The sequence below is a fragment of the Streptomyces sp. 3330 genome (assembly GCF_031456635.1).
In the GTDB taxonomy this organism is placed as follows: Bacteria; Actinomycetota; Actinomycetes; order Streptomycetales; family Streptomycetaceae; genus Streptomyces.
Genome location: NZ_JAVDVA010000007.1, coordinates 81,939 through 100,127, shown reverse-complemented (window position 1 = coordinate 100,127; position 18,189 = coordinate 81,939). Strand labels below are relative to the sequence as shown.

Here is an 18,189-nt window from a genome sequence, read left to right as displayed (position 1 = left end):
AGGCGAGCCGGTGGTCGACGTCCCACAGCGGCGCCCGGCGCGCGGCACCCGGCTGCGCCCGGTGGGCGACGGAGAACTGGAGCTGCGCCACCGGGTCGTGCACGGCTACCGGCGTGCCTTCCGCATGGCGGGCGAGGGCCCGGCGCTGGTCCTCATCCACGGCATCGGCGACTCCTCGCGGACCTGGGCCGAACTGATCCCCGACCTCGCCCGCACCCACACCGTCGTCGCGCCCGACCTCCTCGGCCACGGCGCCTCCGACAAGCCCCGCGCCGACTACTCGGTGGCCGCGTACGCCAACGGTCTGCGCGATCTGCTCAGCACGCTCGGCATCGAGTCGGCGACCCTGGTCGGGCATTCGCTGGGCGGGGGAGTGGCGATGCAGTTCGCCTACCAGTTCCCCGAGCGCACCGAACGGCTGATCCTCGTCAGCGCGGGGGGCGTCGGCCGCGAGGTCAACCCCGCCCTGCGGCTGGTGTCGCTGCCGGGCGCCCATCTGGCGCTGTCCGCGCTCCGGTTGCCGGGCGCGCGCTTCCAGGTCGGGCTCGCCGTCCGCCTGATGAGGCTGCTGGACACCGATCTGGGCCAGGACGCCCCCGATCTGCTCCGCCTCGTCGACGCCCTGCCGGACGAGACCGCGCGCAACGCCTTCATCCGCACCCTGCGCGCGGTCGTCGACTGGCGCGGCCAGGTCGTGACGATGCTCGACCGCTGCTATCTGACGGCCGGCATGCCGACGATGCTGCTGTGGGGCGACCGGGACAGCGTGGTGCCCGTGCGGCACGCGTACGGCGCGCACGAGGCGATGCCCGGCAGCCGGCTGGAGATCTTCGAGGGGGCCGGCCACTTCCCGTTCCACAGCGACCCCGCCCGGTTCCGTGCCCTCGTCGAGGAGTTCACCCGCACCACGGCCCCGGCCGACTGGAGCCGCGACCACTGGCGGCGGCTCCTGCGCGAGGGCGGCCCCGCGACGGGGCCGACGGGCGCGCCGGACGGCACGGAACGGGACCTGCGCGGCGCGAGCGAGCGCAGCGCGACCTGACGGAGACGGCCGTACGGACCGTCCCGGAAGGAGTCCGCGCGGGTCCGGAAGGTCCGCGGGGGGCCGGGAGGCGTCCGCGCCGGTCCGGAGGGTGTCCGGCGCGGGCGCGGTCCTACCCCAGATAGCCCAGTGACGCCTCGATACGGCCGGCCAGGTGGTCGCGCTGGCCCCGTTCCCGCGGCGACGCACCCGGCAGCCAGGTACGGCACTTGCTGGCCAGCAGCAGGCCGAAGCTCTCGGCCTCCCGCTCGTCGGTCAGGTCGAAACGCGTGCGCGCGGCGACGCTGCGCACCGTGGCCTGGAGGTCCGCTCCGTCGGTGAGTAAACGGGCCGCGACGACGGCGCCCTCGACGTGGTGGCCGCAGTGCCCCGCCTTCATGTGCCACAGCTCGTGGCCCAGGATCACCAACTGGTGCTCCGGCGCCGTGCGTTCCTCGATGACGACGAGGTCCTGGTCGGCCATGTCGAGCCACAGCCCGCTGGCCGTGTCGGCGGGGAAGGAGGCCATGCGGAAGTGCACGGGGCGGCCGCGCCGTCTGCTCATCCCGTCGCACAGGGCGGTGTAGAGGTCGGCCGGCACGGCCGGGGCCGGCAGGGTCAGCTCCGCGACCAACTCGCCGCTGAGACGGCGCATTTCCCTGGCGATGCTCACAGTTCTCCCCCGGATCACGACTCGGGCCGCTTCACGCTCTCCAGGAGCATGTCCAGCCACTCGGCGACCTTGTCGCGGTGCTGGTCGGTGGGCAGCTGGGCGGCCCGCCACGCGATCCCGCGCACGCCGTGGTCCTGCAGCAGCCGCTCCAGCGGGTCCTCGGCGGCCGCGGCGGCCTCCCGCGCGGCGAGCTTCTGGAGCAGCTCCTGCTCGATGTGCTGGAGGGCGCCCGCGAGCGCCTCCGGGTCCTCGGCCGTGAGGAAGCCGGCGTGCACCCGGAAGAAGCGCTGGAGGGCGTCGCAGTGCTCCATCGTGGGCCGCCGGTCGCCGTTGATGAGGGCGCCCGCCTGCTGGCGCGACATGCCGGCGCCGTCGGCTATCTCCTGCTGGGTGTACTTGCGGCCGTTCGGCTTGAGCCGGGTGCGGCGCAGCAGGTCCAGGCGCTGCAGGAAACGGGCCTGCACATCGGGCTCACCGGCGGGCCGGCCGCTCAGCAGGGCCTTGACCACCGGTTCCGGCACGCCGGAGGCGACGGACAGCCGTCCGGTGCCGAAGACCTCGGCGTGCGGCACGCCGAGCCGGTCGGCGAGCGCGGCGACACGGGCGACGACGGCCGACATCAGCACCGTCGCCGCGGCGCCCGGAACCTCGAAGCCATCCTCCGACACCGACAGGTCTCCTAGGTCTCTCACGTCCCTCTCACAGGCACACGATCACCAAAACAGACGGTCGCCGTGAACTGCGTGGAGAGTAGCCGGTCTTTCGAACTCACATCCAGGTCTCGCCACAACTGTGGCCAATTTCAGCCGTCAACCAGCACGGAATGCCACGATAGTTGACACCGATCGCATCGGGGCAGCAGGATCGGGGCGCCGCGTGAAGGCCGCATAGGCAAGAGGGGTGACCTCCCGATGGCATATCAGGCAGGAGGGCAGCGGTCCGCACCGCGGCCCGTCCCCGAGAGTCTCGAGGCCCAGGCGTACCTGCAGGACTACGCCACGTACCTGGAGGCCGTCCCCTTCCCGTCCGTCGTCCTCGACCACCGCTGGGACGTCGTTCTCTCCAACGACGCTTTCGCGTCACTTTTCCGCGAGGTGGGCCCGCATCCGACGGCCCAGCCCGGCGACAACTTCCTGCGCTTCGTCCTCTTCCATCCCGACGCCCCCTCGGTCCTCGGTGACCACGAGGCCGGCTGGTGCCTGCCGATGCTCGCCCGCTTCGCCGCGGCCGTGGAGCGGCACGGCCATGACCACGGGCTCCAGGCCATCCGCCGTGACATCGCCCAGGATCCGCTCATGGAGGCCGCCTACCGCCAGGGGCTGCCGCACTGGATCCGCGCGGTCGGCGAGGACGCCGTCGAGCACGACGGCGCGGTGCGGCCGCTCGTGCACCCCGACCCGCGCTGGGGCGCCACGGAGTGCCGCATCGTCGCCGACACCCCCAGGACCCTGCACGACATGGGGTACACCCGGCTGACGATGGTGCTGCGCTCCACCCGCCCGGCCCCCGTGCCCCGCCGCAGGACGGGCGGCGCGCGCCGCACGGCGAGCCACCTCAGCGTGGTGCCGGCCCCCGAGGCCTGACCGGGCACCGTCGGCGTTCAGGTCGCCGACGGCGCCCGGGTCGGCACCGCGCGAGCGTTCAGTGCGGCGGGGGAGCGTCCGACTTCGCGAGACGGTCCACGGGAGTGCCGCGCTTCGCCGCCTGGATGTGCTCGTACACCTGGGTCCGCAGCTCCGCGAAGCGCGGGGCCACCCGTGTGTGCAACTGGTCGCGGTCCGCCGGGAGATCGACCTTCAGCTGTTCGCGGACGACCGTCGGGGAGGCGGACAGGACGACGACCCGCTCGCCGAGGTAGACCGCCTCGTCGACGTCGTGCGTGACGAACAGGACGGTGATCCCGCGCTCCCGCCAGAGGCCGCGGACCAGGTCCTCCAGATCGGCGCGGGTCTGCGCGTCCACGGCGGCGAACGGCTCGTCCATCAGCAGCACCCGCGGCTCGTAGGCGAGCGCCCGGGCGATCGCCACCCGTTGCTGCATCCCGCCCGACAGCTGCCACGGGTACGCGGACAGCGCGTCCTCCAGGCCGACGGACCGCAGGGCGTCCGTGACCAGCTCCCGCCGCCGAGCCTTGGGCAACCCCTTCTGTTTCAAAGGGAGTTCGACGTTCTCGCCGACCCGCTTCCACGGGAAGAGGCTCCGCCCGTACTCCTGGAAGACGAACGCCATGTCCGGCGGCGGACCGGTCACCCTCCGCCCCTCCAGGAGCACTTCGCCGGAGGTCGGTGCGAGCAGCCCGGCCATGCACTTCAGCAGGGTCGTCTTGCCGCAGCCCGACGGCCCGACGAGACACACGAGTTCACCCGCCTCGACGGTGAACGTGAGGTCGCGCACCGCCTCGACCCGGCGCCCGGACCCCTCGTAGACCTTGCTCAGGCCGGACACTGCAAGACGCGGGTGCATGGGACGCCCTTTCGCGAGGGTCACGGGGACCGCCGGGTGGATGCGCGCAGACCGTGGTACCAGCCGAGCACCCGACGCTCGACGATCTGGAAGAGCACCGACAGGACGAAGCCCAGGAGGCCCAGCACCAGGATTCCGGTCCACATGTCGGGGATGGCGAAACCCCGCTGGAACTGCACGATGGTGAAGCCGAGCCCGTTGCTCGCGGCGAACATCTCGCTGATGACCATCAGGATGATGCCGATCGACAGCGCCTGGCGCAGCCCCGCGAAGATCTGCGGGCTCGCCGACGGCAGGACCACGTCGCGCAGCCGGGCGACCCCCGAGATGCCGTACGACCGTGCCGTCTCCGCCATCACCGGGTCCACCGCCCGCACGCCCTCGACGGTGTTGAGCAGGACCGGCCACACGCAGCCGCTCGCGATGACGACGACCTTCATGATGTCGCCGATGCCCGCGAACAGCATGATGACCGGCACCAGGACGGGCGGCGGCACCGCCCGCAGGAACTCCAGGACCGGCTCGCAGACCGCCCGCACCCGGCGGTAGGAGCCGATGACCGTGCCGAGCGCGACCCCGACGAGGGCCGCCGCCGCGTAGCCGCCGAGGAGCCGCAGCAGGCTCGGCCGCACGTCGCTGCGCAGCCGCTCCGCCGTCCACACGTCGGGGAAGGCCTTCAGGATCGTGCGCAGCGGCGGCCAGTACACGTTCGTGCTGCCGTCGGAGGCCACCCACCAGGCGGTGACCAGCACGGCCGGCAGGGCGAGGGCGAGGAACAGCCGCAGGAGCACGCGTCGCCAGACGGGCGGGCCCGCTCCGGCGGGGGAGGCCCCGGTCATACCGCCACCTCCCCGCGCACCGACTGGTGCCAGGCCAGCGCGTGCCGCTCCACCGTCCGGGCGCCCACGTTGATCAGCAGCCCCAGGACCCCGGTGACGACGATCAGGGCATACATCTCGGGCACCGCCTGCGAGGTCTGCGCGACGCCGATGCGCGCACCCAGCCCCGGTGCCCCGATGACCAGTTCGGCGGTGATGACGAGAATCAGCGCGACCGCCGCCGCGAGCCGCACGCCGGTCATGACGTACGGCAGCGCGGTCGGCCACAGCACGTGCCGGATGCGCGCCCAGGTGCCGAGCCCGTAGGAGCGGGCGGTCTCCTCGGCGACCGGGTCGACGTCCTGGACGCCGTACAGGACCTGGATCAGGATCTGCCAGAAGGAGGCGTACACGACCAGCAGCAGGACCGAGCGCAGTTCGGTGCCGTACAGCAGCACGGCGAGGGGGATCAGGGCGACGGACGGGATCGGGCGCAGGAACTCGATCGTCGAGGCCGTCGCCTCGCGCAGGTGCGGGACGACCGAGAGGAGGACGCCCGCCACGACCCCGGCGCCCACCGCGATCGCCAGGCCGAGGGCCCAGCCGGTGAGCGTGTCGCCGAGCGCCGTCCAGAAGGCGGAGTCGGCGAGTTCGTCGGCCAGCGCGCCGGCGATGCGGCTGGTCGGCGGGAAGTAGGCCTCCTCGACCAGCCCGAGCCGCGGCACCGCCTCGCCCAGGGCGAGGAAGGCCGCGAGCCCGGCGGCGCCGAGTGCGAGGTTCGCGCCTCTCACGGCAGCAGCTTCTCCAGGTCCGGGGCCGACGTGAAGAGCTTGTCCCGCTCGCCGAGCTTCTCCAGCGCCTCGATCGACGAACGGTTCGCCTCCGCGGGCCACTTGGGCAGCGTCACCTGTGCCAGCACCGACGCCGGGATCTTGGTGTACGTGGTGACGATCCGGCGGACCTCTTCCGGGTGCGCGTCGGCGTAGGCGAGGGACTCCGCGGTGGCCTGCTGGAACTTCTTCACCACCTCCGGATTCTTCTGCGCGTACGGCGTGGAGGTGAAGTACATGGCGACGGTCAGGTCCGGGGCCACGTCCACCAGCGGCGAGGCGATCTCCACCCCGCCCTGGCTCTTGACGGTCGCCAGCGCCGGTTCGACGACCATCGCGGCGTCGATCCGCCCGCCGTCCAGGGCGGCGGGCATCTGATCGAAGGCCAGTTCGACGAACTTCACCTGGTCCGGATCGCCGCCCGCCTTGCGCACCGACTCGCGCACGGCTGTCTCGTTGATGTTCTTCAGCGTGTTGATGGCGACCTTCTTGCCCTCCAGGTCCTTGGCGGACTCGAGCGGGCTGCCCTTCTTCACGGTGATCGCCCCGAAGTCCGCGCCCTGTACGCCCGTCGAGGCGATGCCGTTCGAAACGGCCTGCACGGGAACGTTGTTGGACTGCGCGACCATCAGCGAGGTCATGTTGCTGAAGCCGAACTGGAACTGGCCGCTGACGACGCCGGGCACGATCGCCGCGCCGCCCTGTGCGGTGGTGATCGACAGCTTCAGGCCGTGCTTCTCGTAGAACCCCTGCTTCACACCCAGGTAGACGGGCGCCACGTCGACGATGGGGATGAGTCCGAGTTCGACGGTCGTGGTGCCTCCGGACGACGAACTCCCGGTGGACGTACCGGAGTCGCCGGACGAGCCACAGGCCGCCGTGGCGAGCAGGAAGGTGCCGGCCGCGAGACCGGCGAGCAGACGACGCAAGGCTCCTCCTGTGCAGACAACGGTGTTCCGACAGGCTGTGCGCACACCGCACAGTAGTGCTCGATTGGCGTGCAGGGAACGTAGAGCCCGCTGTGAGACGGGGTCAATGGGTTTGGCTGACGAAATTGTTGACAGTTAGGAGGGCGGCATGTCCACCACGGCCCGAGCACCGCACTTCGTGAGGTCCTTCGAACGCGGCCTCGCGGTGATCCGTTCCTTCGACGCCGGGCACCCCGCGCGCACCCTCAGCGACGTGGCCCGCGCCTGCGGGCTGACCAGGGCGGCCGCCCGGCGTCTGCTGCTCACCCTCGCGGACCTCGGATACGTCCACAGCGACGGCCGGCTCTTCCGGCTCACCCCACGGGTGCTGGAACTCGGCTACGCCTACCTGGCCGGGCTCACGCTCCCGCAGGTCGCCGAGCCGCATCTGGAGCGGCTCGTCGCCCAGGTGAAGGAGTCCTCGTCGCTGTGCGTCCTGGACGGCGACGACATCGTCTACGTCGCCCGGGTGCCGACCACCCGCATCATGTCGGCCGTCATCACCGTCGGCACCCGCTTCCCGGCGCACGTCACCTCGGTGGGCCGGGTGATGCTCGCCGCCCTGGCGGACGACGAGCTCGAACGGCACCTGAGCCGCGCCGAGTTGCGCCCGCTCACCGCGCGGACGCTGGTCACGGTCGAGGAGGTGCGGGCGGAACTGGCGCGGGTGCGGCGACAGGGGTACGCGCTCGTCGACCAGGAGCTGGAGGAGGGGCTGCGGTCGGTGGGCGCCCCGGTGCGCGGCCGGGACGGCACGGTGGTGGCCGGCGTGAACCTGGCCGTCCACGCCGGCCGCACCTCGGTGGCCGCGGTCCGCCGCGACCTGCTGCCGCCGCTGCTGGCGGCCGTGGCGCGGATCGAGGCCGACCTGCGGGTCACCGGCCCGGCAGGCGCCTAGCGGCCCCCCGCGGTCACAGATCCAGGACGAGCTTCCTGCCCCGGCACCGGGACACGCAGATCATCATCGTCTCCCCGGCCTCCCGCTCCTGCGGGCCGAGGACGGAGTCCCGGTGCTCCGGCGTGCCCGCGAGCACGTCGGTCTCGCAGGTGCCGCAGGTCCCCTCCGTGCACGAGTAGAGGACCTCGACCCCCGCCGCCCGCACGGCGTCCAGCACGGACACCCCCGCCGCGACGGTCACCGTCCGGCTGCTGCGGGCCAGCTCGACCTCGAACCCGGTCTCCTCGTCCGCCCGTTGCTCCCGTGCCTGGAACCGCTCGACCTGGAGCACGTCGGCCGGGCAGCGCTCCTCCACGGCGTCCAGCAGCGGACCCGGGCCGCAGCAGTAGACGAGGGTTCCCTCGGGCAGCGCGTCCAGCACGGAACCGAGGTCGAGCAGACCCGTCTCGTCCTGCGGTGCGAAGGTGACCCGGTCGCCGTACCCCGCCAACTCCTGGGCGAACGCCATGGATCCGCGGGTGCGGCCGCCGTAGAGGAGACTCCACTCGGCGCCCGCCGCCTCGGCCGCCGCCAGCATCGGCAGGATGGGGGTGATCCCGATGCCGCCCGCGACGAAGCGGTAGCGGGCCGCCGGGCGCAGCGCGAAGTGATTGCGCGGGCCGCGCACCCGCACCTCGGCGCCCGGCCTCAGCCGCTCGTGCACCTGCGCGGATCCGCCCCGCCCGGCCGGATCGCGCAGCACCGCGATCCGCCACCCCGAGCGGTCGGCCGGATCGCCGCACAGCGAGTACTGGCGCTCCAGTTCCGGACCGAGGACGAGATCCACGTGGGCGCCCGGCTCCCAGGCCGGGAGCGGCTCGCCCAGCGGATGGCGCAGGGTGAGGGCGAGTACCCCTTCGGCGGCGAACTCGGCCGACGACACGACCAGTTCGGCTTCGAACACGCTCATGATCCGTTTCCTCGCGGCAGGTGTCCTTCGGGGTGGCCGAGCATCCACTCCCACATCTCGACCGGGTCCTGCGAGGTGTGCTCGGCGCCGCAGTGACAGGTGCCGTGCAGCACGTCGGTGCCCGGCAGCCAGTCGATGCGGTAGACCTCCCCGGTGGGACCGGTGCTCACAGGACCTTCTCCGCGGGCTTGTCGCCCTCCTCCACCAGCCGGGCGAGGATACGGCGCGCGGCCAGGCCGCCGGTGTCGATGTTGATGCTCAGCTCCTGGTAACCGGCGCGTTCCGAACCGAGCGTGCGCTGCAGCAGGTTGAGCGCGTCGACGTCCTGCATGACCACCGTGTGGTTGTTGCCCCGCAGGAACGCGGTGACCTCGTCGTCGTCCGTCGCCCAGTCCCGCGAGACCATCCAGAAGTCGTAGACCTTGCCGTCGGCGGACGGCGTGATCGCGTAGGTGATCTCGGTGTGGAAGCCGTTCGGGTCGCTGCCGTCCGCCCCGGGCCGGACGCCCACCGGCGCGATACGGCTGTGCAGCAGATACAGACAGGGCGCGTGGTACTCGATGTCCTGCCAGCGGGTGATCCGGCCCTCGATGCCCGTGGAACGGGCGTAGAACGGCGGGCACTCGGCGTCGTCCATGTGCCGGCTCACCCGCACGATCCCCGCGCCCTCGTCGACCTCGGTGGTGATCGGCGTCTCGGCGACCTCGGGGGTGCCGATGTAACCGCCGTGCAGATACGTCTCGTGGGAGAGGTCGAGGAGGTTGTCGACGAGCAGCCCGTAGTCCGCGTCGATGGGCTCCATGCCCCGGACGGTGGTCCAGCCGGGGCTGTCGAGGTGCCGGGCGCGCGGGACCGTCTGCGGGTCGGCGAGCGCCGGGTCGCCGATCCACACCCACACCAGGGAGTCCTGCTCGACGACCGGGTAGGCGGTGACCCGGGCCGTGCGCGGGATGCGTTTCTGCCCCGGCACGTACACACAGACGCCGGTCGTGTCGTACGTGAAGCCGTGGTAGCCGCACACGATGCGGTCACCGTCCAGCCTGCTCTCCGACAGCGGGAAGCGGCGGTGCACACACCGGTCGTGCAGGGCGACGGGCGTCCCGTGCTCCTCGGTCCGGTAGAGGACGAGCGGCTCCCCGAGAACCGTCCGCCCGAGCAGCTCCTCCCGCCCGACCTCGGCGCTGTAGGCGGCGACGTACCACTGGTTCCTGGCGAATGCGGTGGTGTGCGGCATCGTTGCGGCTCCCGTCTCTGGTGGTGGTCGCATCGTCGAGGCGGCCGTGACGGGGGCGCAATACGGCTTCCGTCTCGCGGAAGGGGCTTGACGAACAGCCTGGTCAGGCCGGGGTGACGAGGCGGGAACGACATCGGATGACCGGGCGCCGGGCTCGACCGCGACGAGAGCGGTGAACTGAGGCGCCGTATCGCCGCTGCCCCCTGCCCGCTGCTGGCTGCCCGGTGCTTGTCGGTCGTCGGAGCGGGGCCACGGGCCGAGGGCCGAATGGCTGGTCCGGATGCGACAGGGCCGGTTCGTCTGCCGCACCATCGAGGAGACGACGGCCGCAGGCGCCGCACCGGGGCGTGCCGCGCGCCACCGCCACGACCTGGTGACCGAGACCGTCCGGAGGCGGATGTGACAGTGGACCGGCTGGGCCTGGTCGTGCACGGCGGCCGTGCCGAAGCCGTGGCGGCGGCGGACCTCGTCCGCGCGTGGTGCGCGGAACACGCCGTGCGATGCGCGGACATCGACGTGTGGCACGACGGCGGGCGGCGCGGCGCGCGTGAGGAGGTCGAGGCCGCGGGCCACCCCGACCTCGTGGTGACCCTGGGCGGCGACGGCACCTTCCTGCGCGGCGCCCGGCTGGCCGCCGCGAACGACGCCCTGGTCCTGGGGGTCGACCTGGGCCGGGTGGGCTTTCTGACGGAGGTCTCGGCGACCGCGGTGCGCTCGGCGCTGGACGCGGTGCGCGAGGGCCGGTTCGAGGTCGACAGCCGCATGCTGCTCGCCCTGCGCGCCTCGCGCCGCCTGGAGGTCCCGGCGGGCATGGAATCGCTCATCGCGTACGGCCGGGGCCCGCTCCTGCCCCCGCCGCAGGTGCGGCCCGACTGCGCGGTCGACAAGGACTGGGGCATCCCGCTGGACGTCACCGCGCTCAACGACATCGTGGTGGAGAAGCTGGTCAGGGACCGTCAGGTGTCGGTCGGCGTCTACGTCTCCGGGCGGCTCCTGGCGTCCTACTCGGCCGACGCGCTGCTCGTCGCCACGCCGACCGGTTCGACCGCCTACAGCTTCGCCGCCGGCGGGCCGGTCGTCTCGCCCCGGGCGGAGGTCCTGGTCTTCACGCCGGTCGCCCCGCACATGGCCTTCGACCGTTCCGTCGTCACCGCCCCCGACGAGCCGGTCGGTCTGCGCCTGCTGGAACGCTCGGGGACGGCCGCGGTCAGCATCGACGGCCAGCTGCGCGGTGTGCTGGACCCGGGCGACTGGATCGGCGTGTACGCCGCCCCGCGCCGCCTGCGGGCCGTCCGGCTCGGCCCGATGGACTTCTACGGCCGGCTGCGCGAGCGGATGAACCTGACCGACGCCCCGGCCGCGGTCGCGGACGGTTCCCCCGCCCCGCTGTGGTCGGTCACGACGCCGCCCCCAGGGGACCTCGCCCATCTGACCCTGCTGACGGCCCCGGACACCCCCTGACCGCCGACGCCGCACACCGTCGTCGGACGCGGGACGCCCCGAAGTCCTGCGGAGAGCCGCCCGTGCGCCCGGGACGCCGTGCCGAGGAGGTCCGGCCCGACGGCGAAACAGGTGTCACGCCGGTTCACCACCTGCGCGGGGCTGCAGTTCACCGCGGACCGGCTCATCACCACGCGGCGCCCCTCAGGGGACGCGGGACGCCGCCGTGCGGGCCAGGGACAGGGTGCGCGAGCGGGAGGGCGCCGTGGGGCTGCCCGCCTCGCTGAGGACGACCAGGGTCCGCCCCACGACCACCAGGACCAGCGTCTCCTGAACGGTGAAGGTCTCGCTGGTCGCGGTGACCGTGGCGTGCCACGAGGCGTCTCCGACCCCTGCCGAACCGTGGGCCACCACCCGCTCCGTGCCGGTCGTGCCGTCGCTCCGGCCGATGGCGAACTCGGCGCGACCGGACAGCACGGCCGCCGCCTGCCGGAGGTCCGTCCGCGCACCCGAGCCCGGCAGGGCGCGCAGGACCTCCTGGAGGAACCGCCCGCTCTGGCTCTGGGCGAAGGCGGCCCGGGCCTCGACCGCGCCGGCCCGCGTACTGCGGTAGGACTCCAGCGCGTTGAGCGTGTCGACGCACTCGGGCCGGTCCGAGCGGATGGGGGGATCGTTGCGCAGGGCGGTCCGCACGGAGCCGCCGGGGAGCCGGCCCGTCGTCAGCAGCGCGGAGGACAACCGGGCGGCGGTGGGGAGTTCGGGGGTGGCGGGGGTGCCGGCTCCGGACGTCGAGCGGCCGCCCGATCCCGACCCGGAGCCGCCGCCGGATCCTCCGCTGCCGCCGGATGCCCCGCTCCCGCCTGACCCCGCGCCCCCGCTCCCACCCCCCGCGCCGGAACCTCCCGTACGGCCCGGCGTGCCCGGACCGTTCGTGCTTCCCGAGGGTGCCGGGGAGCCCGTCGAGGCCTTCGCGGAGGCCGGCGCGGTGCGGCGCGCAGCGGCTGCCGTCCGACCGCCGTTTGCGGCCCCGAGCCGGCGCGCCGGAGCGGCTTGGGGATCTCTTGGCCCGCCGCACACCCCTCGTACCGGCGACTTTCACACCGGCGTCACCCGGGCCTTCCCTGACGTTCGGTGCCCTTGGAACACTCCTTGCGCGCGCATTGCGTCCCGAACCGGCAGGCGCAGCCCCTTCCGTACGAGAGGTGCCTCACCCATGCCCGAAGTCAACCGGCGCCGATTCCTCCAACTCGCGGGCGCCACGACGGCGTTCACCGCGCTCTCCGGCAGCATCGAACGTGCCGCCGCGCTGCCCGCGAACCACCGCACGGGGTCGATCGAGGACGTCGAGCACATCGTCGTCCTGATGCAGGAGAACCGCTCCTTCGACCACTACTTCGGCAAGCTGCGGGGAGTCAGAGGCTTCGGCGACCCGCGCCCGGTCACCCTGCCGAACGGCAAGTCGGTCTGGCACCAGGCGGACGGCGCCGGCAAGGACGTGCTCCCCTTCCGTCCGGACGCCGACGACCTGGGCCTCGCCTTCCTCCAGGACCTCCCGCACGGCTGGAACGACGGTCACGCCGCCTTCGACGGCGGCAGGTACGACACCTGGGTGCCCGCCAAGAGCGCCACGACGATGGCGTACCTGACCCGCGAGGACATCCCCTTCCACTACGCGCTCGCCGACACCTTCACCGTCTGCGACGCCTACCACTGCTCGTTCATCGGCTCCACCGACCCGAACCGCTACTACCTGTGGACCGGGCACACCGGCAACGACGGCAAAGGCGGCGGCCCGGTCCTCGGCAACGACGAGGCGGGCTACAGCTGGACGACGTACCCCGAACGACTGGAGCGGGCCGGGGTCTCCTGGAAGATCTACCAGGACGTCGGCGACGGCCTGGACGCGAAGGGCGGCTGGGGCTGGATCCAGGACGCCTACCGCGGCAACTACGGCGACAACTCGCTGCTCTACTTCAAGCAGTACCAGAACGCCGCGCCCGGCGACCCGCTGTACGACAAGGCGCGCACCGGCACCGACGCCCGCACGGGCGAGGGGTACTTCGAGCGGCTGAAGGCGGACGTCAAGGGCGGCAAGCTGCCGCAGATATCCTGGATCGTCGCCCCCGAGGCCTTCACCGAGCACCCCAACTGGCCCGCGAACTACGGCGCCTGGTACGTCGCCCAGGTCCTCGACGCGCTCACCTCCGACCCGAAGGTGTGGGCGAAGACCGCCCTGTTCGTCACCTACGACGAGAACGACGGCTTCTTCGACCACCTGGTCCCGCCGTTCCCGCCCGCCTCGGCCGCGCAGGGCCGTTCGACGGTCGACGTGGGCCTCGACGTCTTCCCGGGCGACAGCGGCCATGCCGCCGGCCCCTACGGGCTCGGTCAGCGGGTGCCCATGCTCGTCATATCCCCCTGGAGCAAGGGCGGTTACGTCTGCTCCGAGACGCTCGACCACACCTCGGTCATCCGGTTCATGGAGCGCCGCTTCGGCGTCCACGAGCCGAACATCTCGCCGTGGCGGCGCGCGGTGTGCGGCGATCTGACCTCCGCGTTCGACTTCTCCCGCCCGGACGCCCTGCCGGTGGCCCTGCCGGACACCGAGGCCTACGAGCCGCCGGACAGGGAACGCCACCCGGACTACGTGCCGACCCCGCCGGCCCACCCCGTCCTGCCGAAGCAAGAGAGCGGCTCGCGGCCCACCCGCCCGCTCGCCTACGCGCCCGCCGTGCACGGTGCGGCGGACCCGGCCGCGGGAACCCTCACGCTCGCCTTCTCCTCCGGGGCGAAGGCCGGCGCCGCCTTCCTGGTCACCTCCGGCAACCGCGCCGACGGACCGTGGAGTTACACCACCGGCCCGGGCGCGACCGTCTCCGACACCTGGAACTCGGCGTACTCGGGCGGCGCGCACGATCTGACCGTGCACGGCCCCAACGGATTCCTGCGGGTCTTCAAGGGGGCGGGCAGGGCGGCGGGCGCGGAGGTGACCGCCCGGCACGTCGGCGACGGTCTCGAACTGACCTTCACCCACCGGGGCTACGGCACGGTCGAGCTCGAGGTGGCCGACGGCTACGGCGGGCGGCCCACGAGGGTGCGGCTGCGGCCCGGCGGATCGCTCCGGCGCACCCTGGACCTGCGGGCGAGCCGCCGGTGGTACGACGTCACCGTCACGTCCGGCGCCGACCCGGCGTTCCTCAGGCGGTTCGCCGGGCACGTCGAGAACGGCCGCCCCGGGGTGAGCGACCCGGCGATCGTCACGGAGTGACCCGCTTGGGCGGTGCCACGGCAAATGGGTGGTGGGCACCGCATCGTGGGGGCTGGTCAGGTCCCGGCGGGCTCGGGGTAATGTGCCCCGGTGACCACGCATTCGAACACACCTTCAGGCTGGTACCCGGACCCGCACGGGGCGGCCCAGACCCTGCGCTACTGGGACGGCGCCCAGTGGACCGAGCACACCCACGCGGACGGCGCGGGGGGCCCCGCGCCGCAGGTGCCCCAGCAGGCGGGGCCGGACGGGCGCGTCCAGCGCCAGGTGCAGAAGCAGGCCGGGGTCGCGGCGGGCGGCCCCGGCGGCGGCACGCTGTTCAGCGAGCCGGTGCTGGTGGTGAACCAGAAGGCCAAGCTGATCGAGCTGACCAACGAGTACAAGGTGATGGACCAGCAGGGCGGTCAGCTCGGCTCGGTCGTCCAGGTCGGCCAGAGCGCGCTGCGCAAGATCCTGCGCTTCGTCGTCAGCATCGACCAGTACCTGACGCACAAGCTGGAGATCCGCGACGTCCACGGACAGCCGGTGCTCCTGCTGACGCGTCCGGCGAAGTTCCTCAAGTCCCGGGTGGTCGTGACGCGCCCCGACGGGCAGCCGGTCGGCGAGATCGTCCAGCAGAACGTCTTCGGGAAGATCAACTTCGCCATCAACGCGGACGGCCGGCAGATCGGCGCGATCAAGGCGGAGAACTGGCGGGCCTGGAACTTCGCGATCGTCGACCACGCCGACAACGAGGTCGCCCGGATCACCAAGACCTGGGAAGGCCTCGCCAAGACCATGTTCACCACGGCGGACAACTACGTCCTCCAGATCCACTACCAGCTGCCCGAGCCGCTGCTGAGCCTGGTCGTGGCCACGGCCCTGACCGTGGACACCGCGCTCAAGCAGGACGCGCGCGGCCTGGGCTGACGCGCCCTGCGCGGACGGGTGGCACTCCCCGGGGTGTCACCCGTCCGCGCCGCGCTACAGCGGGGTGAGGTGCTCCGGGCCGGTCGTCGGCCGGGGCAGCAGCGCCGGTTCGGCCGACGCCGTCTCCGGCCGCAGGGCCAGCACGGCCGCCACGGGGTGGTCCTCGTCCGGGTCGGCGCCGGCCTCCGGCGCGGCCCGCGACAGCAGCACCACGCCCCAGCCCGCGACCCCCGCTCCCGCGAGCGCCAGCAGCACCCCCGCCGCCCCGCCCTGGAGGCGTTCGCCGAGGAGCGCGAGGCCGATCGCCGCGGCGGCCACCGGGTTCGCCAGGGTGACCATCGCCAGCGGCGCGCCGAGACCACCGCGGTAGGCGGTCTGAGACAGCAGCAGCCCGGCCGTCGCGAAGGCCGCGACCAGCAGCGCCACCCCGATCACCTGCACGCTGAGCAGCGGGCCCGAACGGTCCGTCGCGGCCACCGTCACGGTCTGGGTGAGCGCCGAGGCGACGCCCGAGGCGAACCCGGACGCGGTCGCGTGCCGCAGTCCCGGCCTGGCGCCGCGCCGGGCCAGCAGGCCGATGAGCGCCGAGGTCGCGCCCGCCACCGCCACCGCCTCCGGGACGCTCAGCACGTCCTCGGGAGCCGGACCCGACGCGGTGACCAGGATCGCGGCCAGACCGGCCAGGGTGAAGGCGGTGCCGCGCCACTCGGCGGCGCCGACCTTGCGCCCGGCGACCCGCGCGCCCAGCGGCACCGCCGCGACCAGGGTGAGCGCGCCGAGCGGCTGCACCACGGTGAGCGGCCCGTACTTGAGGGCCACCACGTGCAGCAGCGCGGCGGCGGCGTTCAGCCCCACCGACCACCACCAGGCGGAGTTGCCGAGCATCCGCAGCAGGCCCGTGCCGGGGTGCCGGGAGGCCAGTCGTTCCTGGGCGACGGCGGCGGACGCGTAGGCGACGGCCGAGAAGAGGGACAGGACGACGGCGACCGGCATGGCGTTCATCGGCCCGCTCCCACGAGGACGGGCGCCTCGGCCGGGACGGATGTGCGCGTGTCGCGTCCCGCCGTCGTGGCCGTGCGCCGGGGGGCGTGGATCAGCGCGAGCGTGAGGCCGAGCAGCGCGCCCGCCGCGATCGCGTCGAGCCAGTAGTGGTTCGCCGTGCCCACGATCACCAGCAGGGTCAGCAGCGGATGCAGCAGCCACAGCCACCGCCACCGCGACCGGGTGGCGACGACGAGGCCGATCGCGACCATCAGGGCCCAGCCGAAGTGCAGCGAGGGCATCGCCGCGAACTGGTTCGACAGCTGGTCCGTCCGCGGCGGGCCGTACACCGACGGCCCGTACACGCGCGCGGTGTCGACCAGTCCCGTCGCCGCCAGCATCCGCGGCGGGGCGAGCGGAAGGGTGAGATGCAGCACCAGGGCGGCGGCCGTGACCGCGGCCAGCACCCGGCGGGCCCACACGTAGTGGGCCGGGCGCCGCAGGTAGAGCCAGACCAGGAACGCCAGGGTGGCGGGGAAGTGCACGGTCGCGTAGTAGGTGTTCGCGATCTTGGCCAGGGTGTCGCCGTGCAGCAGCAGGGCCTGCACCGAGCCTTCCCCGGGCAGCCGGAGCAGGCGTTCGACGTGCCACACGTCGTGCGCGTTGCGGAAGGCCTCGCCGGTGTGGCCGGCGGCGAGCCGGCGGCCGAGCTTGTAGACGAGGAAGAGCCCTGCGACCAGCAGGAGCTCTCGGGTTATGGGCGGCCGCGCCGGCGTGACCGGCTCCGCTTCCCCAGGCTCGGTGCGGGCATTCATCCCCCGGCCCCTTCACTGACGGTGGTGCGTGTGGGCGGTGCTGCCGGGCTCGTGACTCGTGCATACACCATCGATACGAAGTCGTACCGATACGTCAGTGTACCGATACGCGTGCGTACCGGTACACTGACGTATCGATTGATGTGCGCCACACTGGACCCAGGCCCCAGGCGGGCCCCCGGGCAGGCGTCGGAGACGGAAGAGAAGCGAGGGGACGGCAGATGACGTCGCAGGCAGCGGACGGACCCGAATCGGTCGCCGCCACGAGCCGCTCCAAGCTCACGCCCGAGCGTGAGCAGGAGTTCTTCGACGCCGTCCTCGACCAGGTCCGTGAGTGCGGCTACGAAGCCGTCACCATGGAGGGCATCGCCGCCAGCACCCGGTGCAGCAAGTCCACGCTCTACCGGCAGTGGAAGACCAAGCCCCAGTTCGTCGTCGCCGCCCTGCGCTCGCGCCGCCAGGCCAGGCTCACCGGCATCGACACCGGCTCGCTCGCCGAGGACCTGCGCGAGGCCGCGCGGGCCACCGGCCGCTGGTCCACGAACGACACCAAACTGCTGCAGGCGCTCGGCCACGCCGTCACCGGCGACCAGGACCTCGCGCTGGCCCTGCGGGAGGCGATCGTCGCCCCGGAGATCGAGGCGCTGCGCGAGATCCTGCGGCGCGGGGTCGAACGCGGCGAGGTCGCCGGCGACCATCCGGCGCTGGAGTACATCCCGGCGCAGATGTTCGGCGTGATCCGCGCCCGTCCCGTCGTCGACGGGGAGTACGCCGACCAGGAGTACCTGGTCGGCTTCGTGGAGGCCGCCGTGCTGCCGGCGCTCGGCCTCACCTAGCGACCGGCACGGAGACCGACACAGAGATCAGCACATGGCTCAGGCCGCCGTCCACGGGATGACTGGACGGTGACCTGTCTCGCGCC

19 protein-coding genes are annotated in these 18,189 nt (G+C 72.8%); 7 read left to right on the top strand and 12 right to left on the bottom strand.

Annotation, left to right across the window (positions count from 1 at the left end; translation table 11 throughout):
- The first annotated feature begins 10 nt into the window (after positions 1 to 10).
- Complete coding sequence (locus J2X68_RS14200) at positions 11 to 1,042, top strand: alpha/beta hydrolase (RefSeq protein ID WP_310432873.1); 1,032 nt, start codon at positions 11 to 13, stop codon at positions 1,040 to 1,042.
- A 112-nt stretch (positions 1,043 to 1,154) separates the two neighbouring features.
- Here J2X68_RS14200 and J2X68_RS14195 read toward each other — a convergent pair whose 3' ends face one another.
- Positions 1,155 to 1,676: a toxin-antitoxin system, toxin component gene (locus tag J2X68_RS14195; protein WP_310433080.1), complete on the bottom strand. Its 522-nt coding sequence runs from the start codon at positions 1,674 to 1,676 to the stop codon at positions 1,155 to 1,157.
- Positions 1,677 to 1,708: 32 nt separating this feature from the next.
- Complete coding sequence (locus J2X68_RS14190; protein WP_310433079.1) at positions 1,709 to 2,314, bottom strand: helix-turn-helix transcriptional regulator; 606 nt, start codon at positions 2,312 to 2,314, stop codon at positions 1,709 to 1,711.
- A 291-nt stretch (positions 2,315 to 2,605) separates the two neighbouring features.
- Here J2X68_RS14190 and J2X68_RS14185 point away from each other — a divergent pair, with 291 nt between their 5' ends.
- Complete coding sequence (locus J2X68_RS14185) at positions 2,606 to 3,277, top strand: hypothetical protein (RefSeq protein WP_310432872.1); 672 nt, start codon at positions 2,606 to 2,608, stop codon at positions 3,275 to 3,277.
- A gap of 58 nt (positions 3,278 to 3,335) precedes the next feature.
- Here J2X68_RS14185 and J2X68_RS14180 read toward each other — a convergent pair whose 3' ends face one another.
- Genes J2X68_RS14180 through J2X68_RS14165 form a run of 4 tightly spaced genes read right to left on the bottom strand, consistent with a single transcriptional unit; the run spans position 3,336 to position 6,734 of the window.
- On the bottom strand, positions 3,336 to 4,157 hold the full coding sequence (locus tag J2X68_RS14180; RefSeq protein WP_310432871.1) for an ABC transporter ATP-binding protein: 822 nt from the start codon (positions 4,155 to 4,157) through the stop codon (positions 3,336 to 3,338).
- A 20-nt stretch (positions 4,158 to 4,177) separates the two neighbouring features.
- Positions 4,178 to 4,996 carry an ABC transporter permease subunit gene (locus J2X68_RS14175; protein WP_310432870.1) on the bottom strand — a complete coding sequence of 273 codons (819 nt, stop codon included), beginning with the start codon at positions 4,994 to 4,996 and terminating at the stop codon, positions 4,178 to 4,180.
- On the bottom strand, positions 4,993 to 5,766 hold the full coding sequence (locus J2X68_RS14170) for an ABC transporter permease (RefSeq protein ID WP_310432869.1): 774 nt from the start codon (positions 5,764 to 5,766) through the stop codon (positions 4,993 to 4,995). The genes J2X68_RS14175 and J2X68_RS14170 overlap by 4 nt, the downstream gene beginning before the upstream one ends.
- The gene (locus J2X68_RS14165) at positions 5,763 to 6,734 is read right to left on the bottom strand and encodes an ABC transporter substrate-binding protein (RefSeq protein ID WP_310432868.1); all 972 of its coding nucleotides are present in this window, start codon (positions 6,732 to 6,734) and stop codon (positions 5,763 to 5,765) included. The genes J2X68_RS14170 and J2X68_RS14165 overlap by 4 nt, the downstream gene beginning before the upstream one ends.
- A 148-nt stretch (positions 6,735 to 6,882) precedes the next feature.
- Here J2X68_RS14165 and J2X68_RS14160 point away from each other — a divergent pair, with 148 nt between their 5' ends.
- Positions 6,883 to 7,671 carry an IclR family transcriptional regulator C-terminal domain-containing protein gene (locus J2X68_RS14160; RefSeq protein WP_310432867.1) on the top strand — a complete coding sequence of 263 codons (789 nt, stop codon included), beginning with the start codon at positions 6,883 to 6,885 and terminating at the stop codon, positions 7,669 to 7,671.
- Between the two features lie 13 nt (positions 7,672 to 7,684).
- Here J2X68_RS14160 and J2X68_RS14155 read toward each other — a convergent pair whose 3' ends face one another.
- From J2X68_RS14155 to J2X68_RS14145, 3 genes are read right to left on the bottom strand one after another with little or no spacing between them, the layout of a single operon-like run.
- The gene (locus J2X68_RS14155) at positions 7,685 to 8,620 is read right to left on the bottom strand and encodes a PDR/VanB family oxidoreductase (protein ID WP_310432866.1); all 936 of its coding nucleotides are present in this window, start codon (positions 8,618 to 8,620) and stop codon (positions 7,685 to 7,687) included.
- On the bottom strand, positions 8,617 to 8,790 hold the full coding sequence (locus tag J2X68_RS14150) for a hypothetical protein (protein ID WP_310432865.1): 174 nt from the start codon (positions 8,788 to 8,790) through the stop codon (positions 8,617 to 8,619). The genes J2X68_RS14155 and J2X68_RS14150 overlap by 4 nt, the downstream gene beginning before the upstream one ends.
- The gene (locus tag J2X68_RS14145; protein ID WP_310432864.1) at positions 8,787 to 9,854 is read right to left on the bottom strand and encodes an aromatic ring-hydroxylating dioxygenase subunit alpha; all 1,068 of its coding nucleotides are present in this window, start codon (positions 9,852 to 9,854) and stop codon (positions 8,787 to 8,789) included. The genes J2X68_RS14150 and J2X68_RS14145 overlap by 4 nt, the downstream gene beginning before the upstream one ends.
- Positions 9,855 to 10,253: 399 nt before the next feature.
- On the opposite strand from J2X68_RS14145, the gene J2X68_RS14140 reads away from it, so the two are divergent.
- Entirely contained in the window at positions 10,254 to 11,315 is a 1,062-nt protein-coding gene (locus J2X68_RS14140) for an NAD(+)/NADH kinase (protein WP_310432863.1), read from the top strand.
- A 183-nt stretch (positions 11,316 to 11,498) separates the two neighbouring features.
- Here the strand turns inward: J2X68_RS14140 and J2X68_RS14135 are convergent, their stop codons facing one another.
- Positions 11,499 to 12,032 carry a hypothetical protein gene (locus J2X68_RS14135; RefSeq protein WP_310432862.1) on the bottom strand — a complete coding sequence of 178 codons (534 nt, stop codon included), beginning with the start codon at positions 12,030 to 12,032 and terminating at the stop codon, positions 11,499 to 11,501.
- Between the two features lie 475 nt (positions 12,033 to 12,507).
- On the opposite strand from J2X68_RS14135, the gene J2X68_RS14130 reads away from it, so the two are divergent.
- Both J2X68_RS14130 and J2X68_RS14125 read left to right on the top strand, forming a co-directional pair.
- Positions 12,508 to 14,562, top strand: coding sequence for a phosphocholine-specific phospholipase C (locus J2X68_RS14130; protein WP_310432861.1), 2,055 nt, complete (start codon positions 12,508 to 12,510; stop codon positions 14,560 to 14,562).
- A gap of 90 nt (positions 14,563 to 14,652) precedes the next feature.
- The gene (locus J2X68_RS14125; protein ID WP_310432860.1) at positions 14,653 to 15,471 is read left to right on the top strand and encodes a phospholipid scramblase-related protein; all 819 of its coding nucleotides are present in this window, start codon (positions 14,653 to 14,655) and stop codon (positions 15,469 to 15,471) included.
- A 54-nt stretch (positions 15,472 to 15,525) separates the two neighbouring features.
- Here J2X68_RS14125 and J2X68_RS14120 read toward each other — a convergent pair whose 3' ends face one another.
- Together J2X68_RS14120 and J2X68_RS14115 are read right to left on the bottom strand one after the other, a co-directional pair.
- Positions 15,526 to 16,473, bottom strand: coding sequence for a hypothetical protein (locus J2X68_RS14120; protein ID WP_310432859.1), 948 nt, complete (start codon positions 16,471 to 16,473; stop codon positions 15,526 to 15,528).
- Positions 16,470 to 17,267 carry a phosphatase PAP2 family protein gene (locus J2X68_RS14115; protein ID WP_310432858.1) on the bottom strand — a complete coding sequence of 266 codons (798 nt, stop codon included), beginning with the start codon at positions 17,265 to 17,267 and terminating at the stop codon, positions 16,470 to 16,472. The genes J2X68_RS14120 and J2X68_RS14115 overlap by 4 nt, the downstream gene beginning before the upstream one ends.
- Positions 17,268 to 17,488: 221 nt before the next feature.
- Here J2X68_RS14115 and J2X68_RS14110 point away from each other — a divergent pair, with 221 nt between their 5' ends.
- Positions 17,489 to 18,103 carry a TetR/AcrR family transcriptional regulator C-terminal ligand-binding domain-containing protein gene (locus J2X68_RS14110; protein ID WP_310432857.1) on the top strand — a complete coding sequence of 205 codons (615 nt, stop codon included), beginning with the start codon at positions 17,489 to 17,491 and terminating at the stop codon, positions 18,101 to 18,103.
- Positions 18,104 to 18,189: the final 86 nt, after the last annotated feature.